This is a genomic window from Novosphingobium sp. BL-S-24 (assembly GCF_055521575.1).
In genome coordinates this window covers 815,001-838,729 of the sequence record NZ_CM145487.1, presented here as the reverse complement: position 1 = coordinate 838,729, position 23,729 = coordinate 815,001, and the positions used below count along the sequence as shown (strand labels likewise).

Annotated in this window: 19 protein-coding genes (1 of these 19 only partly in view); 6 read left to right on the top strand and 13 right to left on the bottom strand. The window is 65.3% G+C overall.

Going from position 1 to position 23,729, the window contains the following annotated elements; genetic code table 11:
* Positions 1 to 3 precede the first annotated feature (3 nt).
* From ACZ1JM_RS03780 to ACZ1JM_RS03750, 7 genes are all read right to left on the bottom strand, one after another.
* A complete protein-coding gene (locus tag ACZ1JM_RS03780) occupies positions 4 to 429 on the bottom strand; it encodes an acyl-CoA thioesterase (protein ID WP_465131797.1) in 426 nt (141 codons plus the stop codon).
* A gap of 50 nt (positions 430 to 479) precedes the next feature.
* Positions 480 to 797, bottom strand: coding sequence for a hypothetical protein (locus ACZ1JM_RS03775; RefSeq protein ID WP_465131796.1), 318 nt, complete (start codon positions 795 to 797; stop codon positions 480 to 482).
* Between the two features lie 119 nt (positions 798 to 916).
* On the bottom strand, positions 917 to 3,064 hold the full coding sequence (locus tag ACZ1JM_RS03770) for a M3 family metallopeptidase (RefSeq protein WP_465131795.1): 2,148 nt from the start codon (positions 3,062 to 3,064) through the stop codon (positions 917 to 919).
* A gap of 180 nt (positions 3,065 to 3,244) precedes the next feature.
* On the bottom strand, positions 3,245 to 3,628 hold the full coding sequence (locus ACZ1JM_RS03765; protein WP_465131794.1) for a reverse transcriptase-like protein: 384 nt from the start codon (positions 3,626 to 3,628) through the stop codon (positions 3,245 to 3,247).
* Complete coding sequence (locus tag ACZ1JM_RS03760; protein WP_465131793.1) at positions 3,625 to 5,088, bottom strand: efflux transporter outer membrane subunit; 1,464 nt, start codon at positions 5,086 to 5,088, stop codon at positions 3,625 to 3,627. Before ACZ1JM_RS03760 ends, ACZ1JM_RS03765 begins: the two co-directional genes overlap by 4 nt.
* The gene (locus ACZ1JM_RS03755) at positions 5,088 to 6,656 is read right to left on the bottom strand and encodes an MDR family MFS transporter (RefSeq protein ID WP_465131792.1); all 1,569 of its coding nucleotides are present in this window, start codon (positions 6,654 to 6,656) and stop codon (positions 5,088 to 5,090) included. The genes ACZ1JM_RS03760 and ACZ1JM_RS03755 overlap by 1 nt, the downstream gene beginning before the upstream one ends.
* 1 nt (position 6,657) lies before the next feature.
* Entirely contained in the window at positions 6,658 to 7,836 is a 1,179-nt protein-coding gene (locus ACZ1JM_RS03750) for an HlyD family secretion protein (RefSeq protein WP_465131791.1), read from the bottom strand.
* 364 nt (positions 7,837 to 8,200) lie between these two features.
* Here ACZ1JM_RS03750 and ACZ1JM_RS03745 point away from each other — a divergent pair, with 364 nt between their 5' ends.
* From ACZ1JM_RS03745 to ACZ1JM_RS03725, 5 genes are all read left to right on the top strand, one after another.
* Complete coding sequence (locus tag ACZ1JM_RS03745) at positions 8,201 to 9,340, top strand: alpha-hydroxy acid oxidase (RefSeq protein ID WP_465131790.1); 1,140 nt, start codon at positions 8,201 to 8,203, stop codon at positions 9,338 to 9,340.
* A gap of 130 nt (positions 9,341 to 9,470) precedes the next feature.
* Positions 9,471 to 10,181 carry a response regulator transcription factor gene (locus tag ACZ1JM_RS03740; RefSeq protein WP_465131789.1) on the top strand — a complete coding sequence of 237 codons (711 nt, stop codon included), beginning with the start codon at positions 9,471 to 9,473 and terminating at the stop codon, positions 10,179 to 10,181.
* 13 nt (positions 10,182 to 10,194) lie between these two features.
* On the top strand, positions 10,195 to 11,769 hold the full coding sequence (locus ACZ1JM_RS03735; RefSeq protein ID WP_465131788.1) for a sensor histidine kinase: 1,575 nt from the start codon (positions 10,195 to 10,197) through the stop codon (positions 11,767 to 11,769).
* A gap of 308 nt (positions 11,770 to 12,077) precedes the next feature.
* Positions 12,078 to 13,259, top strand: a complete 1,182-nt coding sequence (locus ACZ1JM_RS03730) for a mechanosensitive ion channel family protein (protein ID WP_465131787.1) — start codon at positions 12,078 to 12,080, stop codon at positions 13,257 to 13,259.
* 113 nt (positions 13,260 to 13,372) lie between these two features.
* Positions 13,373 to 15,403: a transglycosylase domain-containing protein gene (locus tag ACZ1JM_RS03725; protein WP_465131786.1), complete on the top strand. Its 2,031-nt coding sequence runs from the start codon at positions 13,373 to 13,375 to the stop codon at positions 15,401 to 15,403.
* 178 nt (positions 15,404 to 15,581) lie between these two features.
* Here the strand turns inward: ACZ1JM_RS03725 and ACZ1JM_RS03720 are convergent, their stop codons facing one another.
* Together ACZ1JM_RS03720 and ACZ1JM_RS03715 are read right to left on the bottom strand one after the other, a co-directional pair.
* Positions 15,582 to 16,376 (bottom strand): ABC transporter ATP-binding protein, encoded by a 795-nt coding sequence (locus ACZ1JM_RS03720; protein ID WP_465131785.1) that lies wholly within the window; start codon positions 16,374 to 16,376, stop codon positions 15,582 to 15,584.
* Positions 16,370 to 17,380: a FecCD family ABC transporter permease gene (locus tag ACZ1JM_RS03715; RefSeq protein ID WP_465131784.1), complete on the bottom strand. Its 1,011-nt coding sequence runs from the start codon at positions 17,378 to 17,380 to the stop codon at positions 16,370 to 16,372. Before ACZ1JM_RS03715 ends, ACZ1JM_RS03720 begins: the two co-directional genes overlap by 7 nt.
* Before the next feature lie 71 nt (positions 17,381 to 17,451).
* On the opposite strand from ACZ1JM_RS03715, the gene ACZ1JM_RS03710 reads away from it, so the two are divergent.
* Positions 17,452 to 18,327, top strand: a complete 876-nt coding sequence (locus ACZ1JM_RS03710) for an ABC transporter substrate-binding protein (protein WP_465131783.1) — start codon at positions 17,452 to 17,454, stop codon at positions 18,325 to 18,327.
* On the opposite strand, the gene bluB is transcribed toward ACZ1JM_RS03710, so the two are convergent.
* The 4 genes in view from bluB to cobW are tightly spaced (at most 2 nt apart) and all read right to left on the bottom strand, a layout consistent with a single transcriptional unit that may run on beyond the window.
* A complete protein-coding gene (gene bluB, locus ACZ1JM_RS03705) occupies positions 18,314 to 18,958 on the bottom strand; it encodes a 5,6-dimethylbenzimidazole synthase (RefSeq protein WP_465131782.1) in 645 nt (214 codons plus the stop codon). The genes ACZ1JM_RS03710 and bluB overlap by 14 nt on opposite strands.
* Positions 18,959 to 18,960: 2 nt before the next feature.
* The gene (gene cobO / locus ACZ1JM_RS03700; protein WP_465131781.1) at positions 18,961 to 19,569 is read right to left on the bottom strand and encodes a cob(I)yrinic acid a,c-diamide adenosyltransferase; all 609 of its coding nucleotides are present in this window, start codon (positions 19,567 to 19,569) and stop codon (positions 18,961 to 18,963) included.
* Positions 19,570 to 19,571: 2 nt separating this feature from the next.
* Positions 19,572 to 23,315: a cobaltochelatase subunit CobN gene (gene cobN / locus ACZ1JM_RS03695; RefSeq protein WP_465131780.1), complete on the bottom strand. Its 3,744-nt coding sequence runs from the start codon at positions 23,313 to 23,315 to the stop codon at positions 19,572 to 19,574.
* Positions 23,315 to 23,729, bottom strand: the end of a protein-coding gene (gene cobW, locus ACZ1JM_RS03690) for a cobalamin biosynthesis protein CobW (protein ID WP_465131779.1). The gene runs 635 nt beyond the window's last position; 415 of the gene's 1,050 nt are visible here — the last part of the coding sequence; the start codon falls outside the window, past its right edge — the gene reads right to left on this strand; the stop codon is at positions 23,315 to 23,317. The genes cobN and cobW overlap by 1 nt, the downstream gene beginning before the upstream one ends.

Below are 23,729 nucleotides of genomic sequence, written 5' to 3'. Positions count from 1 at the left end.
CGGTCAGCGCGCGACCGCCTCACCGCTGGAATCCGCCACGAAGAAGCGCTGGATAATGTCGCGGGCGAGCCGGGCCGGGCGCATCGTGTCCGCGTCCAGGCAGCACCAGCTCGATTTGACTTCGGCAAGCACTTCCTCGCCCCGCCGGATCACGGTTTCATAAAAAGCGCGCGCGCCCTGCACCTTTTCCAGCAGTACCGTCGCGATCACGTCGTCATCGATGAACGCCGGCCGCCGGTACGTGATTTCGTGCTTGAGGGCGACCCACAGGTGCTGGGCGACGGCCTCCGTCGGCGCCAGCGCGCGCCAGTGATCCAGCACGGCGGCCTGCACCCATTTCAGATAGCTGGCGTTGTTGACATGACCCATGAAGTCAATGTCCTCAGAATCGATGCCGACCTGATAGAGATGGGGAATGGCGTTGCTCACCCGTGCAGTCTACCATCCCCGGGCCTTCGGGGGTAGCGCGAAAAGGCCGCCTAAGCCTGCTGCGCGCATTCCTCTTCCTCAAAGGCGAAGCCTTCCGCTTCACCAAGCTTCTGTTCACCGGCAAAGATCGAATTCAGGCGAGCGCACACGTCGCGGCGGTATTCCTGACGCAGGATGGCGCGCGGTGCGGTCAGCGCGATTTCATCCGCGATCGCTTCCTTGATGCGCGATACGGCGGCTTCTTCCAGCACGCCCACGCTTTGCAGTTCCTTGCAGAGTTGAACCAGCCCTGCAGCGGTCGCCTGGGCGCGAAGGCCTACATTCTTCAGGTCGTAGTGCAGCTTGCGCTGTTCAATGCCTACGGTCATTTCCATCTCCTTATCTTTGTTCCCTTGTACCACAGATCCCCAGTACAAGGTAGGGGCTGTCCATAACGGCATGTAGGGGATGGCCTGCCGCCCCATTGTGCGACAGGCCATAGGCAGCGCTACTTGGCGGTAGTAAGTCCGCGTGCTTCCAGCATCGGCTGCACTTCCGGGTCGTGCCCCGTGAAGTCGCGGAAAAGGACGGCGAAGTCCTTGGTATGGCCCTGGCCCAGGAACGATTTGCGGATGCGATCGCCGTTGGCGCGCGTCATGCCGCCGTGCTTTTCAACCCAGTCCCACCCGTCGTGCGCCAGCATTTCCGTCCAGATGTACGAATAATATCCGGCCGCATAGCCGTTGTCCCAGATGTGACGGAAGTACGGGGTCTTGTAGCGTGGCGGGATCAGGTTGGTCGCAAGACCCGTCGCTGCCAGTGCCTTCGCTTCGAACGCCATCGGGGGCTGAGCGGCCTGTTCCGGCGTCAACTGGTGCCAGTTGATGTCCAGCATCGCGGCCGACAGCGTTTCGCCAAGGCCAAGCCCCTGGTTGAACGTGCGGGCGGCCTTGATCTTGGCGACAAGAGCCGCAGGTATCGTCGCGCCTGTCTGGTAGTGCTTGGCGTAGTTGTTCAGCACTTCCGGCAAAGTCGCAAAGTTCTCGTTGAACTGGCTGGGGAATTCAACGAAGTCTCGCGCCGTATTGGTCCCGGAGAGTGAAGGGTACTTCTGGTTGGCGAACATGCCATGAAGGGCATGGCCGAATTCATGGAACATCGTCTCTACGTCGTCGTAGCTTGCCAGCGCTGGCTGACCTTCGGCGGGCGGCGTAATGTTCAGCGTGTTGCTGATTACCGGCTTTTGGCCAAGCAGCGCGGACTGCTCGACGAAGTTGTTCATCCATGCGCCGCCCTTCTTGTTGGAGCGGGAATAGGGATCGAAGTAGAAGATCGCCAGTTGGCTGCCATCGGCGTCCATCACTTCGTAGGCACGCATGGTAGGGTGATAGACGGGCAGATCGGTGCGGCGCTTGAACGTGATGCCGTATGTCTTGGTGGCGGCGAAGAACACACCGTCTTCAAGCGTGCGCCATACCTCGAAGTAGGGTTTGATCTGGTTTTCATCCAGATCGTACTTCGCCTTGCGGACCTTCTCGGCGTAGTACGACCAGTCCCATGGCTCCAGCTTGATGTTCTGGCCGGCGGACTTCGCGGCCGCTTCCAGCATGCCCGCTTCCCGGTCCTGCGTGGCGCGCAGGGCGGGGACGAAGCCCTTCATGAACTCCATCGCCTGTGCCGGGGTCTTCACCATGCGGTCGTACATCTGGTACGTCGCGAAGTCCGACGCGCCGAGCAGCTTGGCCTTTTTCGCGCGCAAGGTGGCCATCTGCGTGACCATGGCGGTGGTATCGTATTGATCGCCGCCTGACGTGCGGTTGATGCTGGCGTCCCACAGCTTCTTGCGGCTGGCGCGGTTGTCGAGGCTGGTGAGCGCGGCCTGCTGCGTGGTGTTGCCCAGCGCGAGCATGTACTTGCCCGCGTGACCCTTCTCGGTGGCGAGCTTGGCAGCGGCGGCGATATCCGCATCGGACATGCCAGCCAGTTCGGCCTTGGTATCGAAGATCGGAGCCTTGGCCGCCGTGGCGGTCGTCAGCTTTTGCGAGAACGCCGTTTCCAGCTTGGCGATCTCAGTGTTCATCGCTTTCAGTTCGGTCTTCTGCGCCGGCGAAAGCATCGCGCCGCGATGGACGAAGCTGTCATACGTCGTCGACAGCAGCATCGCGTCCTCGCCGGTCAGCGCCTTGCCCGCTGCGCTGTCGTGCACTGCCTTCACCCGCGCGAACAGCTTTTCGTCAAGGTAGATGTCATCGTTGAGTGCAGAGATCTGGGGGCTGAGGGCCGTGTCGACAGCGTCCAGCTTGTCGCTGGTGTTGGCGGACGTCAGCTGGCCAAAGACCGCATAGGCACGATTGAACAGCGATCCGGCGCGTTCCATGGCGACGATCGTGTTCTCGAACGTGGGGGCGGCCTTGCTGTTGGCGATCGCCTTTATTTCCGCGCGTTTGGCGGCGATGCCGGCCTCGATCGCGGGCTGCCAGTCGTTATCGGTGTACGCGGGGAAGTTCGGAGCTTCCAGGGGCAGGGTGCTGGGCTGGGCGAAAGGCCCGGTGTACGTGCCTTTGACGGCAGCGGCCGGCTTGTCCTTGGCGGTCGCGATCACGGGGAATCCTCCAAGCAGGCCCGCGCTCAGGACGAGGGGGGCGGCAGCGGCCATAAGCCGGTTTTTGATCAAAACATCTCTCCTGCATTCGGCAAGGCCGGGCGATGGCAGATCCATCAGCCGCAAATTTTCCTTTGCCGACATAGTCATGGCCGGATTTGAAGCGCAGAATGCAAAGGGTTGCAAGAGGCGCCTGCACGGAAACGAGCGTTCGCCCCCGGATTGCCCCCGCCTTTAACGCGGATGACGCGCCGCGAGGGCGATCCCGGCCAGGTTCTGAGCGCGCTTGATCCAGCGGACCCTCGCGGGGCGCATCTGCTGGCACGCGGTGAGGAAGGCTTTGGCGTGATCGCTGTCGGCAATGCCCGATCGAAGGGCGGCATCGGCTTGCGTGACGATCTGCCGCGCGTCGCCCAGCAGAACGGCATCCCGCACATCGAGTTTCGCGCAAAGCTCCACCGCGCGGATCAAGGCCAGCCATTCGGCGTCCTCGTTGCTTCCGGCACCGAGATCATCGGTCAGATGCACAACCCCGCGAATGACGACTGCGACCTCGATCGGCCCGGGATTAGGCCTGCACCCGCCGTCGAAGAAGACGCGGGGCCGCTCCCGGCTCAAGGCTGTTGGCTGGTCGGCTCGCTCCAGCCAAGGCCAAGCGCCTTTTGCACGGCGATGTAATCGATCGTCAGCTGCGCGCGCGTCTGCGCGACGGCGCTGGTAGCGGAAAGTTGCTGCCGTTCGATATCCAGCTGGTCGATCAGCGTTGACGTGCCTGCCTGGAAACGCTGGCGATTGAGAGTCGACGCACGCTCTGCGCTGGCCAGCGCGCCGCCGAACTGCGCCAACTGTCGGCGCGTGGCGCCGAAGCGGGCGAGGCTGTCCTCGGCATCCTGCAAGGCGGCCAGCACGGCGCGGCGGTACTGCGCTTCCGCCCCGTCGCGCTGCGCCTCGGCCTCGCGGATCGCCCCCTTGCTCCGGCCGAAGTCGAGGATGGGCCAGCTCAACTGCGGGATCAGCAGGGCGGCCAGACTGCCCGGATCGAAGACATCGCCCGGCTTTGTGCCGCCAAGGCCAAGGATACCGGAAAACTTGATGCCCGGCATCGCCTGCGCCTTGCGCACACCGATGTTCGCGGTGCTGGCGGCCAGTGCTCTTTCGGCAGAGCGCACGTCGGGGCGATGCGCGATCAGGGTCGCCGGATCGCCGATCGGTACGGATGCCGGAGGCAGCGGCACGGGGGTCGGGTTAGACAGCAGGGGATCGAGTTCGCCTGGCGTTCGGCCGGTCAGCACCGCCAGCGCATTTCGGTACGTGGCGATCTGGGCGGCAAACGGCACGTTCTGCGCATCGGTCGAGGAAAGCTCGGACTGTAGCCGCTCCACCTGCAGGCGTGATGTGGTGCCGGCCTCCAGCCGTTGGCGGGTCAGATCGAGTGCCTGACGCTGCAACGCGCTGGACCGGGCATTCAGCCGGGCGCGCTCTTCCACGTCGCGCAAGTTGACATACGTCTGCGCCAATTGAGCGCTCAGCGAGACTTGCGCATCGGCCAGATCAGCAAACCGCTGATCGACGGTATCCTGCGCCGCTTCGACATTGCGCCGCTTGCCGCCGGTGAGGTCCGGTTCCCACGACACGTTGGCGCCCACGTTATAGAAGTTAAGCGACGAACTGGATGACGAATCGCCGTCTCCGCCTTCATCCGAGGACGAGCCGAGGCCGGAGCCGGGCAGCCGGGCATGGACGAACAACGCATCTGCCGCAACAGAGGGCAACTGGTTTGCGCGGCCTTGCTGCAACTTGGCCTGCGCTTCGCGGATGCGGGCCTGCGCGGCGTCGATATCGGGGCTTTGCGCCAGCGCATCATCGACGATGCGGTTAAGAACCGGATCACCCAGCGTTTCCCACCAGCGGGCAACACCGGGGGTGGCGTTCAGCGCGGGATCGTCAGCCCGCACGAAAGTGCCACGATCCGCCGCGACCGTCGCCACCTTCGGCGGTCCGGCGTAGTCCTTGCCCGCACTGCAAGCCGCCGTGGCGGCGATGGCGCAGGTGGTCAGCAGGATAGATATGCGCCGCATCAGTGCATCGCCGCCATCTTGCCGCTGCGGGGCAATGGCCGCAGGAACAATACCAGCGGCATCACGCATACGGTGACCATGCTCATCGCGAAGAAGATATCGTTGTACGTCATGACAAGCGCTTGTCCCTGGATTTGCTGCCCCAGTAGCCGGATGCCGGCGTCAGGGTTGCCGACGGCCTGGCCAAGCCCGGCAAGATAGCCCTGAACTTGCGGCGAATTGGCGTTGAGTGTCTCCTCAAGTCGCCGGGAATGCAGCCACACACGATCCTGCTGCAGGATGGAAATTCCGGCGAGCGCAAAGCTGCCGCCCAGGTTGCGCATGGAGTTGAACAGGCCAGACGCGTCGCCCGCGTCATCGGGCGGAACCGACTGGACTACGGCCTGGCTCAGGAACAACATGCCCATAATCTGGCCGATCCCGCGCATCAGCTGGGATTCGGTAAAGTCTACACCGGACGAACCGATGGTCAGTCCCGATTCCAGCCAGGCCGAAAAACCCATGATCCCCATACCGAAAGCGACTGCGATGCGGATGTCCAGATAGCGTAGCAAGATCGGCACGAACGGCATCAGCATGATGCTGGGTATGCCGGACAGCAGGACGACTTTGCCCGATTGCAACGCGTTGTAGTTGGCGATCGCGGCCAAAAACTGGGGGATCGCATAGGATGTGCCGTACAACACTACGCCAAGCGCCATGCCCATGATCGCGACCGAGCCGAATTGCCTGTCCAGCAGCAGGCTAAGCTTGATCACCGGTCGTTTTGCGGTGACCTGCCCGTAGAACAGCAGCATGAAACCGCCAGCGCTGATCGCCGCCATCGTGCGGATCAGGGAAGAAGCGAACCACTCCTCTCGCGATCCTTCCTCCAGAAACACGGTCAGTCCACCCATGCCGAGCGCGAGGCCGAGGATGCCGATCCAGTCCGCTTCGGCGAGCAGATGCAGCTTGGACGGCTGGTGCGGCAGGCCGACCACAAGCAACAGGATGAGGATGAAGGATATCGGGACGTTGAGGAAGAAGGCGTAATGCCAGCTGACGTTCTCCGCCAGCCAGCCTCCGACCAACGGCCCCAACAGCGGGCCGAGGATGGCGACGATGCCGAAGGCGGCGGTGCCGATCGATTGCTGGCTTCGCGGCAGGCGCTGGGCGATGATGGTCTGCGCGGTGGGGATCATCGCCCCGCCGGTAATCCCCTGGCCGACGCGGCCGATGATCATCACTTCCAGCGAGTTCGCGAATCCGCACAGGATCGAAAAGCCGGTGAACAGGGTCACCGATATGAGCAGGAACGTGCGCAGGCCGAGAAGTCTGGTCAGCCAGCCGGACAGCGGGATGATGATGATTTCCGCCACCAGATAGGACGTGGCGACCCACGCGCCTTCGGTGCCGGTGGCGCCGATCTCGCCTTGGATGGTCGGCAGCGCGGAGTTGACGATGGAGATGTCGAGCATCGCCATCAGCGCGCCAAGCGTTCCGGCCGCGACCGCCAGCCATGCGCTCAGGTCTGCCTTCTGTTCCTGCGCTGGCAGGCGGGAGCCCGCAGGAAGCGCGCTGCTTGCCACGTCAGCGGCCCTTCGTCTCAAGCCGCTCCTGATCGTCCTCAATCCGCTTCAACTCGCCTTTTGCGCCGCGTGTATCGACCGTCACCCTAACGGACAGGCCCGGGACCAGGATGCGGCGAGCCGAGGCCGGGGCCTCGATCGCCAGGCGCACGGGCACGCGCTGCACGATCTTGGTGAAGTTGCCGGTCGCATTTTCAGGAGGAAGGATCGAGAACTGCGCGCCGGTGCCGGGGGAGACGCTGGCGACGCGGCCGTTCACTTCCACGCCGTCAAGCGCGTCGACCGAAATCTTGGCGGGCTGACCGGGACGCATGAGCGCCAGCTGTGTTTCCTTGAAGTTGGCGACGACATAGAGCCTATCCAGCGGCACTACTGACATGAGGCGCGTACCAGCCTGCACGAACTGGCCCAGCCGCACCGTCTTGTCACCGATGCGCCCGGCGATCGGGGCGGTGAGGCGGGTGGCGGACAAGTCTATCCCGGCGGCTTTCAACTGCGCCTGTGCGCCTTCGCCCTGCGCCAGAGCCTGCTGGACCTGAGCCCGTAGGCCCGGAACCCGGCGGCGCTGCATTTCGAGTGCCGCCTGCTGCTGGCGGACCTGCTGCGCCGATTCGGCTGCCGCGAGCCGCAGCTGGGCAAGCTGCTGGCGGGTTTCCGCTCCACTGGCGACCAGCGGGACGTAGCGGGCGACTTCGGCGGCATCGTGCGCGGCCTTGGCGCGGGCGGCGGCCAATTGTGCGTCGGCCTGGGCGATTGCCGCTTGCTGTTCGGAAATGGCGGCGCGAGCGTTCTCGGCACCGGCGGTTGCCTGCGCGATCTGGGCGCGGGCCTGCGCCACCTGCGCGTCGTAGTTGCCCGGGTCGATCCGCGCCAGCGCTTCCCCTTGGGTGACGTCCTGATCGTCGCGGACCATCACCTGCGTCACGTATCCGCTGACTTTCGGCGCGATGGCGACCGCATCGGCGCGGATCTGCGCGTCGTCGGTTTCCTCGAAATACTGGCCGTAGGTCGTGTAGCGAAAATACCAGATGCCGACGCCCAGGATCACGACGATCGCCGTGATCAGCAGGAACCGCTTGGTGCCGGGCGTAAGGCCGCGTCGCTTGGGCTCTGGCGCATCGCCCTCGACTGTAACGTCGCGATCGGCGGCACCATCGTGCGTAGAAGCATTTTCAACCATCGCGACGGCTGATCGCGCGGGCTGACCGGGCCGTCAAGGACGTAGTGCCAAATGTGCGCAAAACCGCAGCTGGAGTTACATATCCGTTCCTTGTCAAACACTCCGAAGCGGAATACTTTCGTGTCGTCAGAACGAGAAGTCGTGGAGACGGACGCATATGGAAAGGTACGATGCCAACCTCCATCAATGCCCGCTGCGCATCCTTTTGGCGATGAGCACGGCGGCATTGTTGTTATTCGTGGCGGCCTTGCTGTTGCTGGGGTGACCGCAGCAGCCTGATGGTTGCGTAAATATCCCTCGTCGCTAACGACGGTGGTCCCGGCGATCAGGAGTTTCGCCGCCAACCTTTGATGGACCATCGACCATGTCGGACACTTCGCCAGCACGCGCGGCGCCGCTTCCGCCGCTGACCGCCATTCCCGGTGATGTGCTCTCCCTTGCCGATTACGAACGCCGCGCGCAGGCGCATCTGCCAGCCGCCTCATGGGATCACGTTCAGTCCGGGAGCGGCGCCAATTGGACCTTGCGCGAAAATCGCGCGGCGCTGGATCGCGTCGCGCTGATACCGCGCATCATGCGCGACCTTCGGCAAGGCGGCACGGCGATCGACCTGCTGGGAGAGCGTCACGCGGTGCCCTTCATGCTCGCGCCGGTTGCCTATCACAAGCTGGCGCATCCCGATGGTGAACTGGCCACGGTGCGGGCGGCGGTCGCGCTGGACGTGGGGATGACGGTCAGCACTCTGTCCAGCGTATCGCTGGAGGATATTGCCACCGAGGCGCAGGCCATGGCCGAGCAGTTCGACCGTCCTGTGCCGCCGCTGTGGTTCCAGCTTTATCTCCAGCCGGAGCGCGACTGGACGCTCAGCCTTGTCCGCCGGGCGGAAGCGGCAGAGTACCGGGCGCTGGTGCTCACTGTCGACGCCGCCATGAAACTGTCCTCGTTCCCACTGCCCGACGGGGTGGAGGCCGTGAACCTGCGCGGCATGGCGCGGCCTGGGCACACCGCCATGCCGGGCGACGCAACGATTCTGTTCGGCACGCCGCTGACCGATACCGCGCCGCGCTGGGAAGACCTTTCGTGGCTGCGCGCCAACACGCGACTGCCGATCATCCTGAAGGGGCTGATGTCGGTTCACGATGTCGACGCGGCGATCGAGCATGGTGCGGACGCCATCGTCGTCTCCAATCACGGCGGACGGGTGCTGGATTCGATGCCTGCGTCCCTGTCCGTCCTCCCCGCCATCGCGGAGCGTGTCGCGGGCCGGGTGCCGATCCTGTGCGACAGCGGCTTTCGCAAGGGGGCCGACATGGTGAAAGCGCTGGCGCTCGGCGCGAACGGCGTGCTGATCGGGCGCCCGCAACTCCACGCGCTTGCCGTAGCCGGGATGATCGGCGTGGCGCACGCCCTGCATCTGCTCCGCGCCGACCTGGAGCTGGCGATGGCCCAGACCGGGTGCGCCACCGTTGCCGACATCGACGAAACGATTGTCTTGCGCCTCTAACCTGCACTGCATCTGCACCGAATATCCGCCGTCGCTCCATTCCTGTCGCCACCGTTTCTGCTCGCGGGGAGGTGCATGGTTTCCATAGCCCGCGTTGACAGGAGCGTTTATGGAAATGATCTTGTGTCCCATGCCCAGCACGATCCTGATCGTCGACGACGATCCCCATATCCGGCAACTGCTTGTCTTCGCTTTCGGCAAAGCGGGGCTGGAGACGATCGAGGCGGCCGATGGGGAGGAGGCGCTGGCGCAGGTGGAGCGGCGATCGCCCGATCTGGTGATCCTGGACATCAACATGCCGCGCATGGACGGGCTGGAGGTGTGCCGCCGCCTGCGCGCGGGCAACGACGTGCCGATTTTCTTCCTCTCTTCCCGCGATGACGAGATCGACCGCGTGCTGGGGATCGAACTGGGCGGCGACGACTATGTGGTGAAGCCGTTTTCCCCGCGCGAGGTCGTGGCCCGTTCGATGGCGATCCTGCGCCGCACGGCCACGCGCCCGCCCGCGGTCGAGAATGTCTCGGTGATGCGCTATGGCCTGCTGGCGCTGGACCCGCAGAGCTGGACGGCGCAGTGGGACGGGCAGGAAGTGGCGCTGACGGTGACCGAATTCACCATCCTGCGCACATTGCTGGCGATGCCGTCCCGCATCTTCTCGCGTGACCAGATCATCGACCGGTTTCGCGGCCCCGGTTTCGCGCTCACCGATCGCACAGTGGACAGCCACGTGCGCAACCTGCGCCGCAAGTTCGCCGATCTGGGCGGGAGCGACGTGATAGAGACGCGCGCCGGCATCGGCTACCGGCTGGGCGGATGCGGCGGAGTTGCGGCTCAGTCATGATCCCGATCCCCGCATGAGGACGGTCGACCGCGCGAAGTCATGGATCGGTGGTCACTGGCCGGTCCTGCGCCTGCGCACGATCCTGCTGAGCACACTGCTGTTCGTTGCGGCGTTGCCGGGGTTTGGTGCGATCTTCCTGCGGGTGTACGAGAATGCCCTGGTCCGCCGGACCGAGGCCGAACTGGTGGCTCAGAGCGCGGCGTTGGCGGCTGGTGCTTCTATCGTGGCGCGCGGCATTTCCATGCAGCCTGATCCGTCTCCGCCGGATCGCTATCACGACCGGGTGACGGAAGTGGACTTGCGGTCCACCCCGATCCTGCCACCCCGGCCGCGTGGCAGGATTGTCGATACGAAGCCTGATCCGGCGGCGCTGGTCCTCGCACGGCAGATGATGCCCGCTTTCATCGAAACGAAAGTGACGACGCTCGCCTCGATCCTGATGCTCGATCGGCAAGGCATCCTGCTGAACGGACGCGATGCCGGGCGCAGCCTTGCCAATCTGCCGGAAGTCCGCTCGGCGTTGAACGGCACCGCCATGACCGTGCTGCGCGACAACGAAGGCTACATGAACCGCCACGCGCTGGAATGGCTGAGCAGAGCGGCGAACATCCGGCTCCACCATGCGCGCCCGATCATCGTCGATGGCAAAGTGGTGGGCCTGCTGCTGGTATCGCGATCGCCACGCGCGCTGTTCCTTGGCCTGTACGAGGATCGCGGCAAGATCATCTTTGGCATCGCCATCATCTTTGTGCTGTTGCTGGGGCTGTCGGCGGTGCTGTCGCGAACGATCGTGCGCCCGGTGGAGCGGTTGAGCCAGGCGACGCGCGAACTCGCTTCGGGGCGCCGGGTCGCAGCCCGGCAACCCTCGCTGCAAGTCGTCGAAATCCGCGCGCTGTTCGCAGATTTCGAGCAGATGGCCGACAGCATCGAGAAACGCTCACGTTATCTGCGCGATTTCGCCTCGTCGGTCAGCCATGAGTTCAAGACACCGCTCGCCGCGATCTCCGGCGCGATCGAGCTGTTGCAGGACCATGGCGACGAGATGGCTCCGGCGGATCGGGAGCGGTTCCTCAAGAACATGGCTGCCGATGCGCAGCGCCTTTCGCGTCTGGTGCGGCGCCTGATGGAGCTGGCGAAAGCGGACGTGATGGTCGGTGAGCGCGACGCGAACGCGCGGCCCGGCGATGCGCTGGCCGCCGTGGCCGATGCGATGACGCGCGACGGGTTCGCCGTGTCCCTCCACCTTCCGTCCGAGCCGACCGCCGTTTCCATGGACGGCGGCGCTCTCGAAGCCGTGCTGACGACCCTCGCTGAGAACGCGCGGCAGGCGGGGGCGGGGCGCTTGGACATCACCGTGAAGGGCGATGAACGATGGGTGCGGATCGACCTTGTCGATGACGGTCCCGGCGTGCCCAGTGGCGACAGCGAGCGGGTGTTCGATCCCTTTTTCACCAGCAAGCGCGCACAGGGCGGCACCGGGCTTGGCCTGCCCATCGCCCGCTCGCTGCTCGATGCCTATGGCGGTGACCTGCAACTGGTGCCTGCAACACCGGGTGCGCACTTCCGGCTGCTTTGTCCGGCGGCCTAAACGGAGAGGGCGGGCGATTTTCCTACATCGCCGGATGCTGCTAGGATCGGGACGGATCTTTCACATCGTCATCGCCAAGCCTGGGTTTCGGCCTATGAACAGGGCCGTTGTGCATGTGTTTCATCAACTAAACCCGCATCGGACTGCTCTCGCCCGGCGGCAGGGAACAATCCGGGGGTAAGCAAACTTAACAATTTTCGCGCCGTCGTCCTGTCTTGACCGGCAGGGCGTCGCGGATCGACCGGTTGGCATGATAACGCAGCCTTCGGATCGCCGCTGACCAGACAACGCAGGATGATTATCACGCGATGAGCGTAAGCAGCACTACCCCCGCCAACGGCCCGGCCACTCCCAGCCGCGTCGTCCCCGACATTTCCGGCGAAATACAAGAGGTCTGGACCTCTACTCAGGCATGGTTCCAGACCTACTGGTTGCAGATTATCATCGCCGGGGTGATCGCCGTTACCATCGTCACCGCGCTCTACGCGTTGCGGCGATTGGGGATGAAGCTGTGCAGGCCGGAGAGGGGCCGCGCCGACTGGCTGCGAATTCTGGGCCGCGTCATCTCGAAGACCACCAATTACTTCATCATCATGGTGGCCATTCAGGCAGTCGATGGATACGCCCAGACTCCCCCGGCGCTGGACAGGTTCATCACCTTCTTCTTCACGCTGGCTGCCGTGGTACAGGGCGCAATCTGGGCGCGTGAATTCATCCTCGGCGCGATCGAGCACCGTACCGCGTCCGAGCATTTCCAGGGTGAAGCGATCATCAACGCGATGGGCCTGATCCGCCTGCTGGTCAGCGTCGTGGTGTTCGCCGTGGCGGCAGTGGTTCTGCTCGACAACTTGGGCGTGAATGTCACGGGTCTCGTCGCAGGACTTGGCGTCGGTGGCATCGCGATCGGCCTCGCGGCACAAGGCATCTTCGCCGATTTGTTCGCCGCGCTGGCCATCATATTCGACCGGCCCTTCAGCAAGGGCGACCAGATCAGTTTCGGTACAAGCTCCGGCACGATCGAAGCGATAGGCCTGAAATCAACGCGCATTCGTGCCTATACCGGCGAATTGCGCATCATCGCCAACAAGAGCCTGCTCGATAAGGAAATTCTGAACGTAAGCGGCAGAGACCACATCCGTCTGTCGTTCACCATCGGCGTGGCTTATGAAACCCCGCCGGAAACCTTGGCCCGTGTGCCCGATATTCTCAAGGAACTGGTCGAAGCGGCAGGCGGCAAGGCTGCTCGCGCCGGATTCGAGACATTCGGCGCAAGCTCGCTCGATTTCGCGCTGCTGGTGGACGTACCGGGCAAAGACTGGTCGATCGCGCACCCATTGCGGGACCGGTTGATGGTATCGATAATCCGGCGTTTTGCGGAAGAGGGGATCTCCATCCCCTATCCCACCCAGACGACCTTCACCGCTGCGCCGGATGGGAAGCTGATCATGCCATATCACGACCGAGATGAGGCAACCTTCCAGAGAGTGTGAACCGAACGCAGGGCAGCCGGGCATGTCGTTGATCAGATGACATCGGCCCCCTGACGATCAGGGCGCGGTTCTCGGATGCGCTTTGTTCGAGAATCGTATATCGATGCGAACCAATGGAGCTTTCAGGACATTTTCCGGCCGACCCGCACGCGTCAATAGCGCCCAATGCGGTGTTGACGACGGTCACGCCGCCACCGGAAAAACCGAAATGGTCGCGCTGGAAGCGGATCAAGATGCTCCTCACGGCTATAGTCGTGATCCTGTTGCTGACGGTCGGCTATCTGGCCATCACCGCTCCGCTGTCAAAGTCGCTGCAGCCCATCGCGCCGCCGGAGATCACGCTGCTTGCTGCCGATGGCACGCCGATTGCGCGAAACGGGGCGATTACTGCGGCCCCCGTCGATATATCCACGTTGCCAGCGTATGTACCCCACGCCTTCCTGGCGATTGAGGACCGGCGCTTCTATTCGCACTGGGGCATCGATCCACGCGGCATAGCGAGGGCGGCGTGGAGTAATGTCAGCGGCGGCAGCACCCAGGGCGGCAGCACCATCACGCAGCAGTTGGCGAAATTCACGTTCCTGACGGCCGAGCGGTCCCTGACCCGCAAGGCACGGGAATTGCTCATCGCATTCTGGCTGGAAGCGTGGCTGACCAAGGATGAAATCCTTGAGCGCTATCTCTCGAATGCCTATTTCGGCGACAATACTTATGGGCTGAGGGCAGCATCCCTGCACTACTTTCATCGCCAGCCTGAGAAGCTGACGGAAGGTCAGGCGGCCTTGCTGGCGGGGCTGATGAAAGCGCCATCGCGGCTTGCGCCGACCAACAACTTCGAATTGTCGCAGAAGCGGATGCGGGTCGTCCTCCAGACAATGGTGGATGCTGGCTACATGACCGCCCAGCACGCCCGTGCCGTTCCCACGCCCCGTCTGGATGTGCGCAATCGCAGCGAATTGCCGACCGGGACTTACTTCGCCGATTGGGCATTGCCGCAGGCGCGGCAGATCGAGGCGGCGGGGTATGCCGGGCAGACGTACCGCACGACGCTCGATTCCAGACTGCAGGCGGCGGCGCACCGGGCGATCCGGCAGGCCGGCGCGGGAAAGACGCAAGTCGCGCTGGTGGCGATGCGCCGGAACGGCGAGGTTGTCGCCATGGTCGGCGGGCGGGACTATTCTGCCAGCCCGTTCAACCGTGTGACGCAGGCGCGGCGGCAACCGGGGTCCACCTTCAAGCTCTTCGTCTACCTCGCCGCGCTGAAGGCGGGGATGGAGCCGGATGACACCATTCCGAACACGCCCATCGAAACCGGATCCTATCGACCGCAGAACGCCGGTGGCAGCTATTCGCGCACGATCACGCTGGAGGATGCGTTTGCCCGGTCCAGCAACGTCGCGGCGGTGCGCCTGTTCAATCAGGTGGGCGACGAGGCGGTGATCGACATGGCGCGGCGGTTCGGCATCAAATCGCCGCTCCCCGCTGGCGACCCCAGCCTTGCGCTGGGCACGGCGACGATGACGCTGCTGGAACTGACATCGGCCTATGCCGGGGTGGCGGCCAACAGCTTTCCGGTGATGCCGAGGGCGTTTCCAGCTCCCGAGCGGGGATGGTTCGACTGGCTGCTGGATGGCAAGCGCAGCCTTTCATCGCACGATCATGAAGCGATCGAGGGTATGCTGCGCGCCACCGTCAACCGCGGGACGGGTCAGGCAGCGGTGCTGCGCGGTCCCAATTTCGGCAAGACCGGGACCAGCCAGGAAAACCGTGACGCGCTGTTTGTCGGCTATTCCGGCGATCTCGTCGTCGGCGTTTGGATGGGCAACGATGACAATTCCCCTCTGAATGGCGTTTCCGGCGGCACTGTTCCAGCGCGTATCTGGCGTGATTTCATGCGTGACGCCTTGGGCGAGCGGCCTGCGCCTGCAAGGCCCAGAGCTGCCGATCCTGAAGGGCCGGTACAACCGCTGGATGTCCCGGAGATCGAGGATATCCCGGTCGGCGACGACAGCCGGATCAAGATCGAGAACGGTCAGGCGGTCATCAGCACGCGGGTGCAAGGTGTGCCGTTGGACCTTCGGATTGACGGGCAGGGCCTGCAGATCGGGTCAGACGAACCGCCGCCCCCCGAAGCCGGCCCCTGAAATTATTTTGCCCGTTCCATCCGGTTGACCGATTGGCCCGATCACAAGGGTTTTAGTTCATAAAGTACACGCGGCGGGGCCGTCCTTTATAGGCGGGCGGCGCGATTCTGGTCCACGGATGCAAAGAGCCGAGGCGATGATACCCGAGTCGGCCGATGTAGGAAAACGCGCTCGCCGCCTACTCGAACTCGTCGCGATGCCGATGTCGGTGCAGCGGGACCACCATGGGACTGTCGCCCCCCATGTCGATATGGCCGGTCACGCCGTAGACGGTGCGCAAGCGGTCGGCGCTGAGCACCTCGCGCGGCGTGCCTTCGGCCACCAGCATGCCTTTGTCGATCAGCAGCAGTCGGTCGCAGTACCTCGCCGCCATGGTGAGATCGTGGAGCACCGTCACGACCAGCGCGCCGCTTCGTGCCTCTCGGGCAAGCAGTTCCATCACATCGATCTGATGGCCGGGGTCTAGCGAGGCGAGGGGTTCGTCCGCGACGATTCCGCGCGCGCCGACCGCCAGCGCCCGCGCGAGCATCACCCGTGCTCGCTCGCCGCCCGACAGTTCGGTGACGATGCGCCCGGACAAGTGGCCGACGTCCGCCCGCTCCATCGCCTGACGCACGGCTTCACGGTCATCGCCCGAAATGCGCGACATCGGCGCGAGGTGCGGCAGGCGGCCCAGCGCAACCAGCCGTTCCACGCTGAGCGGCCAGTGCAGCGTCTGGCCCTGGGGAAGATAGGCGATCAGCCGTGCCAGTTCGCGGGCGTGCATGGAGCCGATATCGCGCCCGTCGATCGTGACCGAGCCCCCGTTGGTGCGCACCAGGCCAAGCATTGCGCGGATCAGGGTGGACTTGCCCGCGCCGTTCGGCCCGATCACGCCGGTCAGGGTGCCGGGCCGCAGGGTGGTGCGGATGCCGGTAAGAACCGCGCGGCGGCCAAGGTCGGCGCACAAGTGGTCGATTGCGATGGTCACCATACCCGGCGCTCCCGCAGCAGATGCACAAGGAAGACCGGAACGCCCAGGAATGCCGTTACGACGCCCAGCTTCAGTTCGCTGGAGGTGGGGATCAGCCGTACGAGAATGTCGGCGCCGGTCAGCAGGATCGCCCCGCCCAGCAACGACGGGACCAGAACCGCCGAAGGGCTGCGATCGGTCAGCGGCCGGATGAGGTGCGGCACGATCAGGCCGATGAACCCGATGGAGCCGGACACCGCCACCGCGCCGCCCACGCCGATCGCGACCCCCAGCAGCAGGCGCCGGCGCGTCCGGCGCAGGTCGACGCCCAGCGACCGCGCCCCATCCTCGCCCAGGGACAGCGCATCCAGCGCGCCGGGGTGATAGAGAAGCAGCGCTGCGCCGATGGTGACGCATGGCAGCGCCAGCCAGACGTGCTCCATCGTCCGGTTCTCGATCGAGCCCAGCAGCCACGCCATGATTTCCATGGCGGCGAAAGGGTTGGCCGACAGGTTCAGCGCCAGGCTGATCCCCGCCCCGGCGAGCGTAGAGACGGCAATGCCTGCAAGGATCAGCGTCAGCGGGCTTTCCGCGCGCCCTGCCAGCACGAACAGGATGCCCAGCGCGACCAAGCCCGCCAGAATGGAGAGCAGCGGCAGCATCACCACGTTCCATTCCGCTACCCCGAAATAGATCGCCGCCACGGCCCCGAGTGCGGCGGAGTTGGATGCGCCCAGGACGGACGGCTCCGCCAGCGGATTGCGCAAGTACCCCTGCAGCACTGCCCCGGCGAGACCCAGCATCGCGCCGACCAGCAGGGCGATCAGGGTGCGCGGCAGGCGCAGTTGCAGCAGGATCGCCTGAGCGATGGGATCGCCGTGCCCCGTCAGCGTCGCCGTCATCCGGGCAAGGCCCAGCGACACCGGGCCAAGGCTCATGGAACCAAGGCCCACGATGACGATCCCCGCAATCAGCACGGGGATCAGCGCAGGATGGCGCGCGCGTGGAAAAGCGTCTTCTGGCACGAATACCTCTGATTGGATCGGTTACCCGTCACGCTTGTGTCCCGGGGTCGTGTTGCTATGGATGCGCGGCAATGGCGCATACGGCTTATCTTCGTTTCGGCAAAGGCGCACGCGCCGGATTGGGCGCGGCTGCGGCCTGCCTTGTGGGCATCCTGTGTCTGAAGGCGGGTACGCTGGCAGCCGCGCCGCCTGCCCGAACGCCGGTGCCGCAGCGTATCGTCTCGCTCAACTTGTGCGCCGACCAGCTTGTGCTGGCGCTGGCGGACCGTCACCAGATCGCCGGGCTGACCCGCTACGCCACGGACGCCGCCATGTCCGACGCGGCGGCCGCCGCGCGCGGGCTGCCGGTGCTCCGGAATTCGGCGGAGGAGATCATGGCGATCAACCCCGACCTCGTGATCGGCATGCCCGCGCGGCGCAGCCCGGCGCTGGCGGTGCTCAAAGCCCGCAAATATCCCGCGCTCGATATCAAGTCGCCCGACAGCTACCCTGACATTCTGCAGTCCATCCGTGACGTGGCGAAGGCCGTGGGCCATCCCGAGCGGGGAGAGGCGCTGATCACGCGCATGAACCGCGATCTTGCGGGTCTGCCCAAATCCCACGCCGGAAAAGTAGCGGCCTATTATCAGCGGCGCGGGTACATGACCGGGACGGGCACGCTGATCGACGATCTGATGACCCGCGTCGGCGTGATCAATCTGGCGGGCAAGCTGGGCAAGCCCGCGCTGTCGCAGATGAGCCTTGAGGAGATGGCCGCCGCCCGGCCAGACTTCCTGATCGTCGATACCGCGACGGATCGGGTGGTCGATCAGGGCACGGCGATGATGCACCACCCGGTGCTGGCGGGGATACCTCGGATCGGCATCCCTCAGGCGTGGACGGTGTGCGGCGGGCCAGCCTATGTGAAGGCGGCGCGGGCCATGGCGGCGGGCGTCAACGCTCGCTGACATTTGCCCTCCAATCCAGGCGGTCTTGCCAGCCCTTGCGCTCCAGTTCGGGGACGGTGTCCGGCTCGGCTTCCCGGCCAAGGCAGAGCAGGGCGATGAAGCGCCAGTTGTTGGGCACTTCCAGCACCTGCTTTACGTATTCCGGCTCGGCGATGGATACCCAGCCCAGCCCCAGCCCGTGCGCGCGGGCCGCCAGCCACAGCGTGTGGATCGCCAGAACGACAGACCATTCGCGCGTCTGCGGCATCGTGGCCGCGCCAAGGCCGGAGCCGATCCTCGTCGCGTCGTCGCAGAAGACGGCGATTACTTCGGGCGCATGGTCCAGCCCGTGCAGTTTCAGCGCGGCATAGTCCGCGCGGCGCTCGGCCATCGCTTCACCGGCGCGGCTGACTTCCGCATCGACGTGGCGGGCCAGATCGCCGCGCAGGCTTTCACTGCGCACCCGCACGAAGCGCCACGGCTGCGAATTGCCGACCGACGGCGCGAGTTGCGCGGTAGCGAGAAGGTGCGCGACCACCGCCTCCTCGATCGGATCGGCGCGAAAATGGCGCACGTCCCGGCGCCACGCGAGCAGCGCGGCCAGTTCCCCGCGGAACGTATCGGAAAAGGAGGGGCCGGCGTCGCGCTCCATCGTCAGTATTCGACGCCCGCCTGTGCCTTGACGCCCTGCTCGCGGAAGGGGTGCTTCACCAGCGTCATCTCGGTGACGAGATCGGCCTTTTCGACCAGCGCTTCGGGAGCGTTGCGGCCGGTGACGATGACGTGCTTCATCTCGTCCCGCGCGGTCAACACGTCCACCACTTCGTCCACCGGCAGATAGTCGTAGCGCAGGACGATGTTCAGCTCGTCCGCCAGCACCATGTCATAGGCCGGGTCCGCCACCATGCGCTTTACCTCGTCCCACGCCTCGCGCGCCAAGGCGATGTCGCGGGGTCGGTCCTGCGTGTTCCAGGTGAAGCCTTCGCCCATCGGCTTGAACTCCACTTGCGCGGGAAAGGCATCGAAAACCACCTTCTCGCCGGTGGTCATCGCGCCTTTGACGAACTGCACCACGCCCACTTTCTTGCCGTGCCCTATTGCGCGCACCACCATGCCGAGGGCAGCGGTGGTCTTGCCCTTGCCCTTGCCGGTGTGGACGATCAGCAGGCCCTTTTCGTTGGTCTTGGACGCCATGATCTTGTCATGCGCGGCCTGCTTCTTCTTCATCTTCTCGGCATGGCGTTCGTCGGTGCGTTCGACCATCTTCAGGCTCCTGCAAGCTGGGCGAGCATCACGCCCGCGCTGTTCGATCTTGGTCTCCACAGCCCGCGCTCCAGCGCCTCGGCAAGGCGCGCTGCTGTTTCGCGAAGGGCTGCCGGGTTGGCCTCGGCCATGAAATCGCGCACGGCCTCATCCTCGATGAAGGCGGCGTGGACGGCGTCGAAATGGTGGTCCTTCACGGCGTGGGTCGTGGCGGCGAAGGCGAAGAGGTAATCGACCGAGGCAGCGATTTCGAACGCACCCTTGTAGCCATGGCGCATGACGCCCGCGATCCACTTTGGATTGGTGACGCGGGCGCGCACGATGCGGCCGATCTCGTCCTCCAGCGTGCGGACGACGGGGCGTTCCGGGCGCGAATGGTCGTTGTGATAGGACACGACGCGGCGGCCCTTCAGGTGCTCCACCGCAGAGGCGATGCCGCCTTCGAACTGGTAGTAATCGTCGCTGTCGAGCAGGTCGTGCTCCCGGTTGTCCTGGTTCTGGACCACGGCATCGGCCTGCGTCAGGCGGGCGGCGAACAGTTCGCGCTCGGCCACGCCCTCTACACCCGCGCCGTAGGCATAGCTGCCCCAGTCGAGGTAGACGTTGGCGAGATCGGCGCGGTCATGCCACAGCTTTTCGTCGATCATCGCCTGCAGCCCGGCGCCGTAGGCACCCGGCTTCGATCCGAACACCCGTGCCCCGGCGCGGCGGGCTGCGAGTTCAGCGCTTTGCCCCTGCGCCGTCAGCATCGCGGTTTCGGCGCGGTGACGTTCGGCAGCGGGATTGTCCCCCTCCGGCTCGTCCAGCGCCATCACCGCGCGGGCGGCGCTGTCGATCAGGTCCATCTGTTCGGGGAAGGCGTCACGGAAGAAGCCGGAGACTCGCAAGGTCACGTCCACGCGGGGGTGCCCGAGTTCGGCGACGGTCATCATCTCGAACCCGGTGACGCGGCCCGATGTCCATTCCCAGCGCGGCCGAACGCCCATCAGGGCCAGAGCCTGCGCGATGTCGTCGCCGCCCGTGCGCATGTTGGCGGTGCCCCAGGCCGATAGCGCCATCGCTTTGGGGTATTCGCCCTCGCGCTGCAGATAATCCTCGACCAGCAGCTGCGCCGACTTGCGGCCCAGGTCCCATGCGACGGCGGTTGGTACGGCGCGGGTATCGACAGAGTAGAAGTTGCGCCCCGTCGGCAGCACATCGGGCCGCCCCCGCGTCGGTGCGCCCGAGGGACCGGGCAGCACGAAGCGTCCGTCGAGGCCAGCGAGCAGGGCAGCGGTTTCGGCATGGCCGCAGCGATCCACGCCGGGCGCGAGGTTTCCGGTGATTTCGGTCAGGACCGCTCGAGTGCGGTCAAGCTGATGGGCATGGGAGGCAGGCGCCGCATCCTCCACCCACTCTGCCGCGAGCAGTTCCAGTCGCTCCACCGTATCGCCCAGCGTCCGCCACGGTTCGCCCGACACCGCCGCCAGTGCAGCGGGCCGGGGTCCATGGCAGCGGTCACCCATCCGGCAGTCCAGTGGGTCGAAGTCAAAACCGAAATCCTGCGCCATGGCTCGCAACAGCGAACCCTGTCCTGGTCCGTCATATCCGCGTGGCGTGCGGGCCAGCGCGACCAGCAGGTCCCGCCGCAGCCTGCCCTGCGGCGAATGACCGAAGACGTGCAGTCCATCACGGATCTGCAGTTCCTTCAGCTCGCACAAGTAGTTGTCGATCGCCGAAAGCGCGTCGTCGTCGTCGCCCGTCGCGCCGGCGTCCTGATCCAGCCCCTGTCCGCGCGCCAGATCCAGAATGTCGCGCCGCAGCCGCTCCAGCCGGCGCGGGTCCATGCCGGCGGCGAGGTAATATTCGTCTACCAACGCTTCCAGCTGCTTGAGCGGGCCATAGCTTTCCGCGCGAGTCAGCGGCGGCGTCAGGTGATCGATCACCACCGCGCCGATGCGCCGCTTGGCCTGCGTGCCTTCGCCGGGATCGTTGACGATGAAGGGATAGAGCTGCGGCAGCGGCCCGGCGCAAATCTCGGGGAAGCAGTCTTCCGATAGCGAGACAGCCTTTCCGGGCAGCCATTCCAGATTGCCGTGCTTGCCCACATGGACGACCGCCTGAGCGCCGAATTGCCGATCAAGCCAGACGTGAAACGCCAGATAGGCATGCGGCGGGACGAGTGCCGGATCATGATACGTCGCCTTGGGATCGATATTGTATCCGCGCGCCGGCTGCACCGCGAGCGCGACGTTGCCGAAGCGGTGTACCGCAAGCCGAAAGGCCCCGTCGCGAATGAAGGGATCGTCGGCGGGGTCGCCCCAACGCTCTACCATCGCGGCTTGCGCCGTGGGTGGAATGCGGGCGAAAGCCTCGCGGTAATCGGTCAGGCGCAGGCTGACTTCGCCGCCGCGATCCAGCGATGTCAGATCGTTGGTCACGCCCCCGGTCATTAGCCGCATCAGGCCGGCGCCGTCTTCCGGTGCCGCGCCGACATCGTATCCTGCACCGCGCAACGCAGAAAGAATGGAGGCCGCGCTGGCGGGCGTGTCCAGCCCCACACCGTTGCCGATCCGCCCGTCGCGGTTGGGGTAATTCGCCAGTACCAGGGCCACCCGCCGCTCGCTTGCGGGCGTGCGACGCAGCGCCGCCCAGTTCGCCGCGAGCTCGGCCACGAAGGCGACCCGCCCCGGCGCGACACGCGGGACGACGATGCCGCACTGGGTCACGTCGTCGAACCGTTCGGCGGCCTTGAAGGCGACCGCGCGGGTGAAGATGCGCCCGTCCACTTCGGGAAGCGCGACGTTCATCGCCAGGTCGCGCGGGCCAAGGCCGCGTGCGGCGGAAAGCCAGTCCGCCTCTTCCACACCGGCGAAGGCGACTTGCAGGATCGGGCAGTTGGCCCTTTCCAGGACGCCCGGATTGCGCGGCTCGCCCGAGGACGAGGACGCAAAGCTGGTGGCGTTGACGATCACGTCGGGCGCAACCTGCGCCATCAGGCCGCCCAGCCAGTCGATGGCGAAGGGCTCTCGCAAGGCGCGGACGTGAACGGCGGCGACATTGAAGCCGCGCTGTTCCAGAGCCGCCACCATTGCGTCCACCGCATCCATCGTCCCCGCGATCATCAGCGCGCGATAGAACACCAGCAACGCAACCGGGGCGTCTGGCCGCCACCGCGCCTGCAGATCCGCAAGACCGGGCCGATCAACCCCAGCTATATAAAGCCCCGCGTCGGCCACCGGCACCGGATCGTCCGGCGTCCCGCAATCCGCGCCGATCGTCCGGGCGGCGGTGCGCAGAAACGACAGGGCATTGGCGGTGCCGCCCTGCCGCAGATAGTCGCGCAGCCGCTCGACTTCGGCGGCGGGCAGGGTGCAGGCCCGGTCCAGGGCCGGGTCGTCCTCCCGACCATCGGCGATAGCGGCAAACACGATGCCGCGTTCGCGCGCGACGAGCGCGATCTCGTCGATTCCATAGGGCCAGTAACTTTTGCCTCCCAGCAGCACCACGCAGACGAACCGGGCGTGGGCGATCACCTTTTCGACGTAGAGGTCGATCGAATAGGGGTGCTTCAGCTGTAGCAGATTGGCCAGCCTGACGCTCGGGGCGTTTGCGGCTGTGTCTCGCAGTTCGGCCGCAGCCTTGGCGAAGCACGCCAGTTCGCTGTCCGCCACCGTCAGGATCACGATGTCGCCCGGCGACTGGTCGAGGTCGATCGCCTCGTCGCCGTTGGAGATGGTGCCCGGAGTGGCGGATAGCAGATGCATCAGGCGTCCACGGCCCCAAGCACGTCGGCCAGGCCGTGTTCGATTGCCGCCCGGTCCAGTCCCTTCTGGCCGATCACCACCAGCTGGGTCCGGCGCTGCTCGGCAGGCAGCCACGCGCGGTCGTAGAAATGCTGGATGCGCGGGCCTACCGCCTGGACGATGAGGCGGCTGGGCTTGCCCGCCACCGCGACCATTCCCTTGATTCGCAGCACGTCATGCTCCGCGATCAGCGCCGCCATCCGCGTGACAAGCGCGTCCACGTCGGCCACGTCTCCGCCTGCCGCCACGAAGCTGTCGAAGTCGTCATGGTCGTGATCCTCGTCCAGACCATCGATGTGGGACTTGCGGGAATCGAGGTCATCCTCGGCGGCGGCGGTGATGCCAAGCAGGGCGGCGATGTCCACCGCGCCATGG